Below are 12,947 nucleotides of genomic sequence, written 5' to 3'. Positions count from 1 at the left end.
ATACAGGTCTTATCTTGTGCTTTCTGCAGGTGGGTGGATAACCCTGCTGCAGTCAGCGAAGCATGAGTGCCTGTGTGCCGACTTCTGAAATCTTAATAGGAGCGCCTGACTGAAAAGGATAGCGCTAGTTAACTTTTGTCAGAGTCACGGCACGTTATGATGCCGTTCTTGCTGACTCTTTTTACCCTTGTCACACACATTTGGACACCGTCTATGGGAAAATTCTCCGTGGTCCTTGTGACAATTAATGGGTGTTAAATCAATTGCTTATAACTTTCCGTCGCAATCACGTAATGATCTACGGCCGGTAACTGAAATATATCAGCAATTCCCGAGTGCAGCAAATGACCTGAAAGCTGATAAGATGGCCGCATGAGTAATGAACAGCCTATATCTCCAGTAGTTGATGTCCGGGTACGTTTCGTTGAGGTAGATAGCGAGCGAGCCGGGCAACGACTCGATAATTTCCTGAAGCTGCACCTTAAAGGGGTGCCGAAGACGCGTATATACCGGATTATTCGTAAGGGTGAAGTGCGGGTCAACAAAGGGCGTGTCACGGCCGATTACCGTTTGGCGGCCGGTGATAATGTGCGTATTCCACCGGTCCGCATGGCAGAAAAAGCACCCACGCCTTCGCCCAGTGCCGGCATGAGTGGAGCCATTGAGCAGAGCATTATGTATGAAGACGATGCCCTGTTGGTGGTAAACAAGCCAAGCGGTATGGCGGTGCATGGCGGTAGCGGCGTGTCTTTGGGTGTTATCGAGGCGCTGCGCGCCATGCGTCCGGAGAGTCGTTTTCTGGAATTGGTGCATCGTCTGGATCGTGACACTTCAGGTTGTCTTTTGATTGCCAAGAAGCGCAGCATGCTGAAGCACCTGCATTTGCAGATGCAGTCCGGTAAAACAGAAAAAATCTATCAGTTATTGGTCACAGGTCGCTGGCCAAACAGGCGCCAGACAGTTAAGGCGCCCTTGCTGAAGAATACCTTGCGTTCCGGTGAGCGGATTGTTGTGGTTCATCCCGAGGGTAAAACCTCCGTTACCCATTTTCAGGTGCTTGAGAGGCTGGATGGATGCACATTAGTAGAGGCTCGTCTTGAGACAGGGCGAACCCATCAGATTCGCGTACATTCCCGGCATGTTGGCTGCCCCATTATCGGGGATGAAAAATATGGTGATGATGAAGTTAATAAAACCATGAAGCGGCAAGGTGTTCGCCGATTGTTTCTTCACGCGGCCCGTTTGAAGGTACAGTTGCCTGATCGGCGTGAAATGGTGTTTGAGGCGCCTTTGCCAGAAGATTTGTGCGAAGGGTTACAACAGCTGCGGGGCTAAGTGCCCTGCAGATCTGATTATCTTGCGTGAGTCAATAAAAGACGAATAACTCTAGATGCAGGGATGAGTGTGATGGAAGTTCTACCCTATAAGTTGGTTGTCTTTGACTGGGATGGCACTTTGGTGGATTCGGCGGAGCGTATCGTGGAGTGTCTTCGACACGCGTCCCAAAATGTACGTCTGCCGCTCCTGTCGGATCGTGAATACAGCAATATCATCGGTTTGGGGATGTTTGAAGCGATCAGGCAGCTATATCCTGATTTGCCCGAATCGGATATTCATGTGTTTCGTGATGCTTATCGTGATGAGTTTTTGGGCAGGAGTCATGAGCCTTCCCCGTTCTTTTCTGGTGTTCCGGATATTTTGAGTTTGCTTCAATGCAAAGGTTATGCCTTGGCGGTGGCAACGGGTAAGTCCCGCAAGGGGTTGGTTCGAGAGTTGGAAACGCGTGACATGGGTTGTTTGTTCCATGCGACACGCTGTGCTGACGAAACGCGTTCCAAGCCCGATCCTATGATGCTTAATCAGTTGATGGCGGAAGTACGTTGTCAGCCAGAAGAAGTGCTGATGATTGGCGATAGTATTTACGATATGGAAATGGCAGTGAATGCCGGGATTGATCGGTTAGCCGTAACATGGGGGGTGCATGATCGTGAGCGCCTGGCATCCTTTGGGCCGGTATGTATCGCCGAACGGGTCAGTGATATTTCAGATTCTCTGCTGTAATGATGAAAGGGTGCTGGTGTGAAATGCTGTTTCCCGCTGGCATTGTGTGATTGATCGTTGATGGTGCTTGAGGAGCTATATGTCGGATAAAGAGTGGGGGGGCAATGCGTCGTCCAGTGAGGATCGGCGCTTGATTGAAAAGCTCTTGTCAGGTGCGCTGGTAGAGCAACGGCGAGCCCGCCGCTGGGGGGTCTTCTTTAAGTTGATGACGCTGCTATGGTTGTTTGCCGTGGTGGGTAGCCTGTTTATGTCATCACGTTCCATGGTGCCGGCTCCGGCGGGAAAGGGTGAAGGTTATACGGCGCTGATTGAGATTGATGGCGTGATTGCATCAGGTGAGCAGGCCAGTGCGGATAATATTGTGGGTGGTCTGAGAGAGGCGTTTGATGATCCGAATGTGAAAGGAATCATTCTGCGCATCAATAGTCCTGGTGGCAGTCCTGTCCAGTCTGGCTATGTCTATGACGAGATTCGCCGCTTGAAGGCGGATCGCAGTGATCTCAAGGTGTACGCCGTTATTGTCGATATCGGGGCGTCGGGCGCTTACTATATTGCATCAGCAGCGGATGAGGTATATGCAGACAAGGCCAGTCTGGTAGGTTCAATTGGTGCCTATATGGCCAGCTTTGGTCTGGACGGTGTGATGGAAAAAGTGGGTGTAACCCGCCGCTTCTATAAGTCAGGTGACTTTAAGGGCTTTTCTGATCCGTTCCAGCCAGAAGATCCTGTGGCTGCAGAGCATATCAAGTCTACCGTGGCTTCAATCCATCAACAGTTCATTGATAGCGTCAAGCTGGGGCGTGGTGATCGTCTGAGTGATGATCCGCTGCTTTACTCTGGCTTGATTTGGTCAGGTGAGCAGGCGGAAGATTTGGGCTTGGTTGATGGTTTGGGTAGCTCAAGTTATGTGGCTCGGGAATTGGTCGGTGAAGAAATGATTGTGGATTTTACGCCGCAATTGACACCCTTTGAGCGGTTTGCCCGTCAGTTGGGTATGGGGGCCATGCATACCATGGTCAATGTGCTTGGGCTGGACGGTCTGAGCGTTCGCTAGCGTTGCTCAGTATCGAAGGTCAGCCGGTGGGCAGGCCTTCGATATGCATTATGGTAGTTGTAGCTGCTGATTTCTAAGCATTTTGGTTAATGCGATCAGTGGCAGTCCTTCCAGTGCGGTTGGATCATCTCCGGATAGTGATTCAAAGAGCGAAATTCCCAGTGATTCCCATTTGAAACTGCCGGCGCAATCCAGTGGTAGATCTTTCTTTACATAACGTGTGATCTCATCATTGCTCAATTCCCTGAATGTTACGTGAAAGGGTATTACCGTTGATTGATGCTTTCCTGTCGCAGAATCCAGAAGGCACAGGCCTGTCAGGAATTGCACGGTTTTTCCGCTGCACAGGCTCAGCTGTTCAAAGGCTTTTTCCGTTGTTTTGGGTTTGCCTAGAATCTGTTTGTCCAATACGGCTACCTGATCTGATCCGATAATCAATGCATCAGGGTATTGGTTGCTGCAGGCAGTTGCTTTGTTCAGGCTTAAGCGCTCGGCCATCTTTTGGGGGGATTCATCCGATTGTCTTTGTTCGCAGATGTCAGGCGCGTGCCATAAGAAGGAAAGCTGTAGTCGCTCCAGTAGTCTGCGTCGGTAGATTGAGCCTGAGGCCAGGATGAGAGGTTGTGCTGTTGCCGGCATAATTCGGTAGGAAGTTGGTTGCGGAAGGTGGTCAGTGTATCGTTCCGTAGTCTTGAGCGCGAGCGGCTGAGGTTAATGATATTCCGCAAAAGCGTTTGAAGCCCTTTGACAGGCATTGAGCATGGCCCTATCATTGCGCGCTTATGTTAAATGGGCAGTTACCAAAACACATCACACCGCGCAAGTTTGCTCAGAATGAGACGGAACTTGCCGGTCGCATTGCGGTCAGAGAACTTGACCGGCTGGCGGATATGCTGGCTGGCGAGGACGCGGAGGTGGCCTTGTCACTGGCGTTTTCCCTGGATGAGAATCGTCGTCCCAGGATTGCCGGTGAACTGGAGGCCGAGTTGCCGATGCTCTGCCAGCGATGCCTTGATGTTGTAAATGTTAAAATTCGGACTGGACTTAATCTGGCGGTTGTCTGGTCCGAAGAGCAGGCGAAGGCCCTGCCGAAGGATGTTGACCCGTTAATTCTTGAGGATGACACCACGGATCTGCGTCAGCTGGTTGAAGACGAGCTGCTGCTGAGTGTTCCCCTGGTGGCTTATCACGAGAATGCGCAGTGTCATGCCGGGCAGGTCTTCAGTACGGATCCTGATTACAGTGAAGACGTTGCTGAAGAAACGCAGGACAAGCCTAACCCGTTCAGTGTGCTGGCACAGTTAAAGACTGGCGATTAATCCATTCAGGAGAGTTAACTCATGGCAGTTCAGCAGAACCGCAAAACCCGTTCACGGCGCGATATGCGTCGTTCTCACGACGCGCTGGGCACTTCCGCCCTGTCCGTTGATGCAGCCAGCGGCGAAACCCACCGTCGTCACCACGTGACTGCAGACGGTTTCTACCGTGGCAAGAAAGTCGTTGCCGGCAAGAACGACGAATAAGTCGTCTTGAGCCAGCAAAAGACGATTGCGCTGGATGTGATGAGCGGGGACAGAAGTCCCCGCTTTCGTATTGCTGCAGCGCTGGATTGTTTGTCCATCCATCCAGGTCTCCACTTCATTCTTGTCGGCGACCGACACTTTATCCGAGATTCTCTTACTGGCAGCGCGACAGAGCTGCGTTCACGTATCACCGTGGTTCATGCTGACCAGGTGGTCACCATGGATGATCGTCCTTCCCTGGCGTTACGCAGGAAACAAAATTCTTCCATGTGGCGTGCGCTGGAGCAAGTGTCTATGGGCGTTGCTCAGGCCTGTGTAAGTGCCGGCAATACTGGCGCTTTAATGGCGATGGGACGCTTCCTTCTGAAGACGCACCCGGGCATTGATCGTCCCGCCATTATTGGTCAGATACCTTCTATTGGTCGTGATACGTTCATGTTGGATCTCGGTGCCAATGTGGATTGCAACTCCGAGCATCTGTATCAGTTTGCGGTGCTGGGTTCGCTGATGTTGTCGGAAGTCATCGGTATCACTGCGCCGACGATCGGGCTGTTAAATGTCGGGCAGGAAGATATCAAGGGTGATGAACGCGTCAGATTGGCGCAGGAATTGATACTTGCAAATCCCGGACTGAATTATCAGGGTTTTGTCGAAGGGCATGATATTTTCCGCGGCACTGTGGATCTGGTGGTCTGTGACGGATTCCCCGGCAATGTGGCCCTGAAGGCTGGAGAAGGTGCATCTTCTTATATCAGTCATGTGATGCGGCAGGGTACTGGCTTGACCGGCTGGCGTAAACTCTATAGCTACCTGGCGTTACCGTTTGTTCGCCATATGGTGCGACAGATTGATCCCAGTCGTTTTAATGGCGCCAGTTTCCTGGGGTTGCAGGGTGTGGTTGTGAAAAGTCATGGTGGCGCTGATCAGCGCGAGTTTGGCTATGCCCTGGAGCGAGCGGTCATGGAAGTTGAGCGTAATGCCATCTACCGCATTAATGACAAGCTTGAATCCTATTTCTGATCGCTTCGGTCATATTTTTGACTGTTGTTACCAGCCGGTAATGGTTGTGCAACATATTTTAACGGTTGGATGGAAATCATTCCTTATAATGGCCCAATTCGACAGGTGTCCATGAGGCAGAGTGGCGTAAGCAATAATGAGTGACAAGTTCGCGGTGGTTTTTCCCGGCCAGGGATCGCAAAAGGTAGGGATGTTGGCGGAAGTGGCTGCCAGCAGTGATGTGATTAACGCTACCTTCTCTGAAGCGTCTGAGGTGCTTGGTTACGATCTGGGGCAAATGATTGCCGAAGGTCCTGCCGACATGCTGAATCAGACGGAGCATACGCAGCCTGCCTTGCTGGCGTCCAGTGTTGCACTATGGCGCCTTTGGGCCGAGCGGGAAGGTGTGCCAGCCATGATGGCAGGACACAGTCTGGGCGAATATTCTGCACTGGTTTGTGCCGGGGTGATCTCCTTTGCTGATGCTTTGAAACTGGTTCGCAACCGTGGACGCTATATGCAGGAAGCTGTGCCTGCTGGTATCGGTGGCATGGCGGCAGTCCTTGGTTTGGCGGATGAAGAGGTGGTGCGAGTCTGCAGCGAGGTCGCAGCACAGACCGGTGAAGTCCTTGAAGCTGTGAATTTCAACGCGCCCGGTCAGGTCGTTGTTGCAGGCAGCAAGGTGGCCGTTGAGCAGTCCGTCGCTGCTTTTTCTGAAGCGGGTGCGCGTAAGGTGATACCCTTGCCGGTCAGTGTTCCTTCTCATTGCGCGTTGATGAAGCCTGCTGCAGAACGGCTGTCAGAAGATTTGGCAGATGTGACTTTCAGTGCGCCAATCGTTCCTGTTGTTCAAAACGTGACGGCGCAGGTTGTCGATGATGTTGAGCTGATTCGTGAGAACCTGGTACGCCAGCTTTATAGCCCTGTGCGCTGGGTTGAGACCATTCGCCTGATGGCGGACTCCGGGGTTACCCGTTTGTATGAGTGTGGTCCGGGTAATGTGCTGTCCGGTCTGGGTAAGCGTATTGAGCGTTCACAGGCATACACTTCACTTGAATCAGCTGCCGCTTATGCTGAACTGTCTTCCTGATCATGGATAAATTCGGGACCAAGAGGTTTATATGGCTTTAACGGATAAAGTGGCGCTGGTGACCGGCGCGAGTCGTGGAATCGGCCGTGCTATCGCTATGCGGCTCGGTGCTGAAGGTGCCATTGTTGTCGGTACGGCGACTACCGAGGCTGGTGCCGAGGCAATTTCTCAGGCACTGGCAGAAGCGGGTATCCGTGGTCGTGGCTTATGTCTGGATGTGGCAGACAATGATTCAGTGACGGCTGTCGTCAAAGCGGTGACTGAAGAATTTGGTGCTCCGATAATTCTGGTTAATAATGCCGGCATTACTCGTGATAACATCCTTATGCGAATGAAGGACGACGAATGGGATTCCGTCATTAACACCAATCTCGGATCCATTTATCGTCTCAGCAAGGCCTGTGTTCGTGGTATGACCAAAGCCCGTGAGGGTCGGATCATCAATATCAGTTCCGTGGTCGGTTCCATGGGTAATGCGGGCCAGTCGAACTATGCCGCCGCGAAAGCGGGGTTGGAAGGTTTTTCACGTTCACTGGCGCGTGAGTTGGGCAGTCGACAGATTACAGTCAACGCTGTGGCTCCAGGATTTATTGATACCGACATGACACGTTCCCTGCCGGACGAGCAGCGTGACATGCTGTTGACTCAGGTTCCCCTGGCGCGCCTGGGGCAGCCGGAAGAGATTGCCGGTGTGGTTGCTTTCCTTGCCGGTGATGCAGGTGGCTACATCACAGGTGAAACCATACATGTCAACGGTGGCATGTATATGGGCTAATGCCCACTGATTGATACCGACGACTGCGGTCAGTGGTCGGTCTGATTGCGATAAATACTCGTTGAGTGGCCTTGAAATTCTCGCAATCGTTTATATAAACTTACTTTTCGCAGCTGAGGCTGCATGGAATGTTAACAGGAGCACAACAAGGCATGAGTACCATTGAAGAGCGCGTCAAAAAGATTGTTTGCGAACAGCTTGGCGTGAAAGAAGAGGAAGTGACCAATGATGCGTCCTTCGTCGAAGATCTGGGCGCGGATTCTTTGGACACTGTAGAACTCGTCATGGCGCTCGAGGAAGAGTTCGAGACTGAAATTCCTGACGAGGAAGCAGAAAAGATTACTACCGTGCAGGAAGCTATCGACTACGTCGTTTCCCACCAGTAATTCCTGTAAGAATTTCTGAAAAAGCCGCACTGGCAATCTTGTGAGTGCGGCTTTTCTATATCTGCCTTTTTTCTTTTGCGTGTTTATTTCTGTGCTGCTGAAAGACGTCCAGTCCACTCTTCAGTCAATTTGTGGTATCAATCCGTCATGATTGGCAGGGAGAATCGTTCATGATCACGGCTAATGTATGGGTTGATGGTGAGCCTTGTTCAGTCGTTCCATCGGGTGATCGTGGTCTCGCATACGGTGACGGGGTTTTTGAAACAGTGAAAGTTGTGTCCGGTCAAATGACCTTGGATGACTATCATTGGAATCGCTTGCAGGACTCCTGTCATCGGCTTGGAATCGATACTGATATTGTATTTTTGCAGCAGACTGTTTCACGTTTTCTTGCAGAACGAGCGTCGGGCATCCTCAAAATGATTGTCACTAGAGGAAGTGGTGGGCGCGGCTACAGCCCGAAAGGTTGTCGCAGTCGATGTATTCTTTCATGGCATGATCTTCCTGAATATCCAGCTGCGTATTGGCAAGACGGGATTACGCTCTATGCCTGTGCGACGGAGCTTGGTTTGCAGCCATCACTGGCGGGCATCAAGCATCTCAATCGTCTGGAGCAGGTGGTGGCGCGATCGGAGTGGGACGATTCTCGCTATGCCGAAGGGCTTCTAAAGGATCTGAATGGCAACCTGATTGAAGGAACGATGACGAACCTGTTTCTGGTGACGTCAGAGGGGTTATCTACGCCGGATTTGAAAATGTCCGGCGTGGCAGGTGTCATGAGGCAATGGATTCTGGATAATATGCCTCAATACGGAATCAAAACGCAGGTTTGTGATATCGTGCCGGATGCATTGCATCAAGTGTCCGAGGTATTTGTCTGTAATAGTGTGAATGGTGTGTGGCCTGTTGTCGCTTATGCTGATATGCGGTGGGCGCCAGGGCCTGTTACACGGCGTGTGCAGTCTGCCGTTTCTGGGATGTTGAATGTCTGAAAATAATGTGCCTCGAAAGCCTTTGTTTTATGTACTGCTGATGCTGCTGGCAGCCGCTTTGTTGGTGCTTCTATCATGGCGCTGGTTGCAGGCTTATCTGGATGAGCCCGTGAATACGCTGGAAGAAGGCACGGTCTTTGTGGTGAATGCCGGGGAATCGTTCAGCCGGGTCAGTCGTCGGCTCGAAGAGCGGGGTATTTTGCGTCTGCCGGATGTTTTCAGGCTCTATGCCCGGGTGATAGGTGAAGATACCGGATTGAGAGCCGGTGAGTATCTGGTTAAACCCGAAACTACGGTCGCCGGGCTGCTGGAACTGTTAACGTCCGGACGGGTCATACTCCATAGTGCAACCCTGATCGAAGGGCGAACACTGGCAGAAAATCTGGCCATGCTGTCAGAGAACAAAAAACTGGTGTTTGAGCTGACCGGTCTGAATGGCCAGGAAATACTGAAAAAACTGGAGTTTTCAGATGCTTCGGCGGAAGGCATGTTCTTCCCTGATACCTACTATTTTGAAGCCGGTGATACTGATACTTCTATACTACGACGTGCTTATTTGCGTATGCAGGAAGTGTTGGCCAAAGAGTGGGCCAGAAAAGCATCGGATCTGCCTTATCAGTCGCCGTATGAGGCGTTAATCATGGCATCATTGATAGAACGTGAAACCGGCGTTCCCGAAGAAAGAGGGCAGATTGCCGGTGTCTTTGTTCGTCGTTTGCAGAAGGGGATGCGATTGCAGACGGATCCGTCAGTGATCTATGGTTTGGGTGAAGCCTACCAGGGGAACCTGACCCGGAAGCATTTGAGAACCTATTCGCCTTATAACACCTACAGAATTAAGGGGCTGCCGCCTACTCCTATCGCTTTGGCGGGGCGTGAGTCGATTCGTGCCGCATTGCATCCGGAGGCGGGCAATACGTTCTATTTCGTTGCCCGTGGCGATGGCTCTCACAAATTCTCCAGAACACTGGCTGAGCATAATGCGGCAGTCAAGAAGTACCAGTTAACACGACGCAAGGGGTATCGCAGCTCGCCCCTGGTCACCACGGAGTAAGGTGCAAGCATGTCTGACAGACAATATCCCGGTTTTTTCATGACCGTTGAAGGTGGTGAAGGCGCCGGTAAAACGACGAATATCGCCTACATCAAGGAATGGTTAACGACGCACAACGTTGAGTTTGTCCATACCCGTGAACCGGGTGGTACGCCATTAGCGGAAAACATCCGAGAACTATTATTGGCTAAAACGGATGAGGCCATTGCGGAAAAGGCAGAGCTTTTATTGGTGTTTGCGGCAAGGGCTCAGCATCTGGATCAGGTGATTATTCCTGCACTGCAGGCGGGCAAGGTGGTGTTATGTGACCGTTTCACGGATGCAACCTATGCCTATCAAGGGGCTGGGCGAGGGCTCAATAAAACCGATATTGCCACGCTTGAAGGTTTGGTGCAGGGCTCATTGCGGCCGGATCTTACGCTATTGCTGGACCTGCCCGTAGCAGCTGGTATGGCAAGGGTTAATCAGCGGGGTGATTTGGATCGTTTTGAGCAGGAAGCCATGACGTTTTTTGAGCGTGTTCGTGAAGGTTATCTGGAAAGAGCAGCAATGTTTGAGAATCAATATGCAATCGTCGATGCCTCGCAGTCCTTGGAGGGCGTTCAGGCAGATATTGGTGTGATTCTTCAGAACAGGTTGTCGGCCTATGCAGGAGAATAAATCGCTATTCGAGCCTTATGCCTGGCAGGATGTTCAGTGGCGTCAGATGACCGAGCGTTTCGCTGACGGAAGGCTGGCACACGCCTACCTGATGCGAGGAGCTGCTGGTATCGGAAAGCTGGATTTCGCCCAGGCGTTTGGGCGTTATGTGCTATGCCAGGATAAGGCTGATGGTCGGTCTTGTGGCCATTGTCGTAGTTGCCAGTTGAATCTTGCGGGAACGCATCCGGATTTTCTGCTGATAGAGCCTGAATCCTCAGGAAAGGGGATACGGGTTGATCAGATTCGCGCATTGATTGAGTTCTCAGCCAAGACGGCTCAGCAGGGCGGTTATAGGGTAGTGGTACTCAGTCCCGCTGAAAGCATGAATACCAATGCGGCGAATGCATTATTGAAATGCCTGGAAGAGCCGGGTGACAACACGCTCTTGATGTTGGTCAGCCATCAGATCTCAGCGATTCTTCCTACAATCCGTAGCCGTTGCCAGTTGCTGGCATTTGATAAGCCTGATGAGCAGGATGCCCTAAATTGGCTTATGCCGTTATGTGATGATGCAGAGCAGGCGCAAAATCTCTTGACGCTATCCGGTGGTTGCCCTCTTGGCGCGCGTACTTATCTTGAGGATGGTCTGGAAAAGCAGCTCGCACGCATGCAGAAAGACCTTGGCGCTGTAACACGTGGAGAGGTAGCGCCTGTCGAAGTCGCGCTGGCATGGCAGGATTTTGAGCCCGTCATTGTGCTGGAATGGTTGGCAGGTTGGTCTGCGGAAATGGCCGGTTATGTATCAACATCGGATGATGCCTGTATCCGTTCTCAATCTATGGCCAAAATGCTGTCCTATATTGCAAAAAAGGCCGGAGCCAAGCGGTTGCTGGTGTTTCATGCCTGGTTGTTGCAGCAGAAAAGCCGTTTAAGTGGACAGGTCAATCTGAATCGGCAGCTGCTCATGGAAGCGGTGCTATTTCGCTGGTTGCAGCTTACAATGAAACAGGGATGACAAGAATAATCACGCGCGAGTTTCGGTAGTTTTCAGATGAATACGCCGGAGCAGGGGAGAGGGGGCATTATGGTAGGTATGGCTAAAGGCAGTATTCTGTCGGTTTCGATCAAGGATAAAGCAGTCTTATACGAGTCCTACATGCCATTCCTGGTGAATGGTGGCCTGTTTATTCCGACCAACAAGAAATATCCGATGGGGGCCGAGGTTTTCCTCCGTCTTTCCCTGATGGATGAGACGGAGAAGATTCCTGTGCCGGGTAAGGTGGTCTGGATTACACCGCCAGGTTCCCAGGGGAACCGTAACCCCGGTATTGGTGTCCAATTCACAGAAGCTAATGAGGTGGCGCGAACCAAGATAGAAGCCTATCTGGCCGGTTCGGTAACGTCGGATCGCCCCACCAGTACGATGTAGTTCAGGTATGTTTATAGATTCACATTGTCATCTTGATCGTCTCAAGCTTGATCCTTACGAAGGCGATGTCAGCAAAGCTGTTGAGATTGCCTTTGCTAACGGGGTCAGTGGAATACTGTCCGTTTGTATCGATCTGGAACATTTTCAGTCTGTGCTCGATATGACCCGTTTTGATAATGTCTGGGCGTCAGTGGGCGTTCATCCGCTGGATCTGGATGGTCAGGCGCCGACTGTTGAGACATTAAAGCAGCTGTCTGATCATCCCAAGGTCGTGGCGATTGGTGAAACAGGGCTGGACTATTACTACATTAAAGATCGCAAGCAACAGCAGCAGGAGTGGTTTGCCGTGCAGTTGACCGCCGCTGCTGAACAGCAGTTACCGATCATTGTTCATACCCGTGATGCCCGTGAAGATACGCTGAGTCTGATTGCTTCTCATGGTTCGAGAGAGTCTGCAGGCGTCATGCATTGCTTTACGGAAAGTTGGGATATGGCTAAAAAAGCCATTGACATGAATTTCTACATCTCGTTTTCAGGTATTGTGACATTCAAGAATGCTGATGAGCTACGAGAGGTTGCCCGTAAAGTACCGCTGGATCGGATATTGGTTGAAACAGATTCTCCTTACCTTGCACCGGTTCCTTTTCGCGGTAAATCCAATGAGCCGAAATATGTGCCGGAAGTTGGAAAGTTTATAGCCGATTTGAAAGGCGTCTCAGTCGAAACTCTGGCCGAGCATACGACAAATAACTTCTTTACCCTCTTTAATAAAGCAGCTCAATAAGCTGCTTTATTTCATTTAAGACATTGCTTTAAATTCCGTTCTGCGTGTTCATACCTATTGTGAATGCATCTCTGTTCCCTATAATGCGCCTCCTGTTGCGGTCAGCTTCCCAGCGACCCGGTCGTCAAACGCCGAATTATCCACAGGATGAAACGAGC

Annotated in this window: 16 protein-coding genes; 15 read left to right on the top strand and 1 reads right to left on the bottom strand. The window is 51.3% G+C overall.

Annotated features, from left to right (window positions below; genetic code table 11):
• The first annotated feature begins 372 nt into the window (after nt 1-372).
• The 3 genes from rluC to ABD892_RS24750 all read left to right on the top strand — a co-directional run bounded on the left by rluC (nt 373) and on the right by ABD892_RS24750 (nt 3,115).
• Nucleotides 373-1,335 (top strand): 23S rRNA pseudouridine(955/2504/2580) synthase RluC, encoded by a 963-nt coding sequence (gene rluC / locus ABD892_RS24760; RefSeq protein ID WP_345198975.1) that lies wholly within the window; start codon nt 373-375, stop codon nt 1,333-1,335.
• Nucleotides 1,336-1,407: 72 nt separating this feature from the next.
• Entirely contained in the window at nt 1,408-2,061 is a 654-nt protein-coding gene (locus tag ABD892_RS24755) for an HAD family hydrolase (protein ID WP_345198974.1), read from the top strand.
• A gap of 79 nt (nt 2,062-2,140) precedes the next feature.
• On the top strand, nt 2,141-3,115 hold the full coding sequence (locus ABD892_RS24750) for a S49 family peptidase (protein ID WP_345198972.1): 975 nt from the start codon (nt 2,141-2,143) through the stop codon (nt 3,113-3,115).
• Between the two features lie 48 nt (nt 3,116-3,163).
• Here ABD892_RS24750 and ABD892_RS24745 read toward each other — a convergent pair whose 3' ends face one another.
• Nucleotides 3,164-3,754 (bottom strand): Maf family protein, encoded by a 591-nt coding sequence (locus ABD892_RS24745; RefSeq protein ID WP_345198971.1) that lies wholly within the window; start codon nt 3,752-3,754, stop codon nt 3,164-3,166.
• Between the two features lie 143 nt (nt 3,755-3,897).
• Here ABD892_RS24745 and ABD892_RS24740 point away from each other — a divergent pair, with 143 nt between their 5' ends.
• The 12 genes from ABD892_RS24740 (at nt 3,898) to ABD892_RS24685 (ending at nt 12,789) form a co-directional block, all read left to right on the top strand.
• Nucleotides 3,898-4,434, top strand: a complete 537-nt coding sequence (locus tag ABD892_RS24740; RefSeq protein ID WP_345198969.1) for a YceD family protein — start codon at nt 3,898-3,900, stop codon at nt 4,432-4,434.
• Between the two features lie 21 nt (nt 4,435-4,455).
• The gene (gene rpmF, locus ABD892_RS24735; protein WP_211830453.1) at nt 4,456-4,638 is read left to right on the top strand and encodes a 50S ribosomal protein L32; all 183 of its coding nucleotides are present in this window, start codon (nt 4,456-4,458) and stop codon (nt 4,636-4,638) included.
• A 6-nt stretch (nt 4,639-4,644) separates the two neighbouring features.
• On the top strand, nt 4,645-5,658 hold the full coding sequence (plsX, locus tag ABD892_RS24730; RefSeq protein WP_345198967.1) for a phosphate acyltransferase PlsX: 1,014 nt from the start codon (nt 4,645-4,647) through the stop codon (nt 5,656-5,658).
• A 136-nt stretch (nt 5,659-5,794) separates the two neighbouring features.
• Nucleotides 5,795-6,727, top strand: coding sequence for an ACP S-malonyltransferase (gene fabD, locus ABD892_RS24725; protein WP_345198966.1), 933 nt, complete (start codon nt 5,795-5,797; stop codon nt 6,725-6,727).
• A 31-nt stretch (nt 6,728-6,758) separates the two neighbouring features.
• The gene (fabG, locus tag ABD892_RS24720; protein ID WP_345198965.1) at nt 6,759-7,502 is read left to right on the top strand and encodes a 3-oxoacyl-ACP reductase FabG; all 744 of its coding nucleotides are present in this window, start codon (nt 6,759-6,761) and stop codon (nt 7,500-7,502) included.
• 152 nt (nt 7,503-7,654) lie between these two features.
• Nucleotides 7,655-7,888, top strand: coding sequence for an acyl carrier protein (gene acpP, locus ABD892_RS24715; RefSeq protein WP_211830445.1), 234 nt, complete (start codon nt 7,655-7,657; stop codon nt 7,886-7,888).
• A 170-nt stretch (nt 7,889-8,058) separates the two neighbouring features.
• A complete protein-coding gene (gene pabC / locus ABD892_RS24710; protein WP_345198964.1) occupies nt 8,059-8,880 on the top strand; it encodes an aminodeoxychorismate lyase in 822 nt (273 codons plus the stop codon).
• Complete coding sequence (gene mltG, locus ABD892_RS24705; RefSeq protein ID WP_345198962.1) at nt 8,873-9,934, top strand: endolytic transglycosylase MltG; 1,062 nt, start codon at nt 8,873-8,875, stop codon at nt 9,932-9,934. The genes pabC and mltG overlap by 8 nt, the downstream gene beginning before the upstream one ends.
• Nucleotides 9,935-9,943: 9 nt before the next feature.
• Entirely contained in the window at nt 9,944-10,594 is a 651-nt protein-coding gene (gene tmk, locus ABD892_RS24700) for a dTMP kinase (RefSeq protein ID WP_345198961.1), read from the top strand.
• Nucleotides 10,581-11,591, top strand: coding sequence for a DNA polymerase III subunit delta' (locus ABD892_RS24695; protein ID WP_345198959.1), 1,011 nt, complete (start codon nt 10,581-10,583; stop codon nt 11,589-11,591). Before tmk ends, ABD892_RS24695 begins: the two co-directional genes overlap by 14 nt.
• Before the next feature lie 36 nt (nt 11,592-11,627).
• Nucleotides 11,628-12,005 (top strand): PilZ domain-containing protein, encoded by a 378-nt coding sequence (locus ABD892_RS24690; RefSeq protein ID WP_425559355.1) that lies wholly within the window; start codon nt 11,628-11,630, stop codon nt 12,003-12,005.
• 7 nt (nt 12,006-12,012) lie between these two features.
• Nucleotides 12,013-12,789, top strand: coding sequence for a TatD family hydrolase (locus ABD892_RS24685; protein ID WP_345198958.1), 777 nt, complete (start codon nt 12,013-12,015; stop codon nt 12,787-12,789).
• Nucleotides 12,790-12,947: the final 158 nt, after the last annotated feature.

Origin of the sequence: Kistimonas scapharcae (assembly GCF_039540975.1) — a bacterium.
GTDB lineage: Bacteria > Pseudomonadota > Gammaproteobacteria > Pseudomonadales > Endozoicomonadaceae > Kistimonas > Kistimonas scapharcae.
The sequence above is the reverse complement of the archived record's forward strand: the minus strand, read 5'-3'. Positions and strand labels throughout refer to the sequence as shown.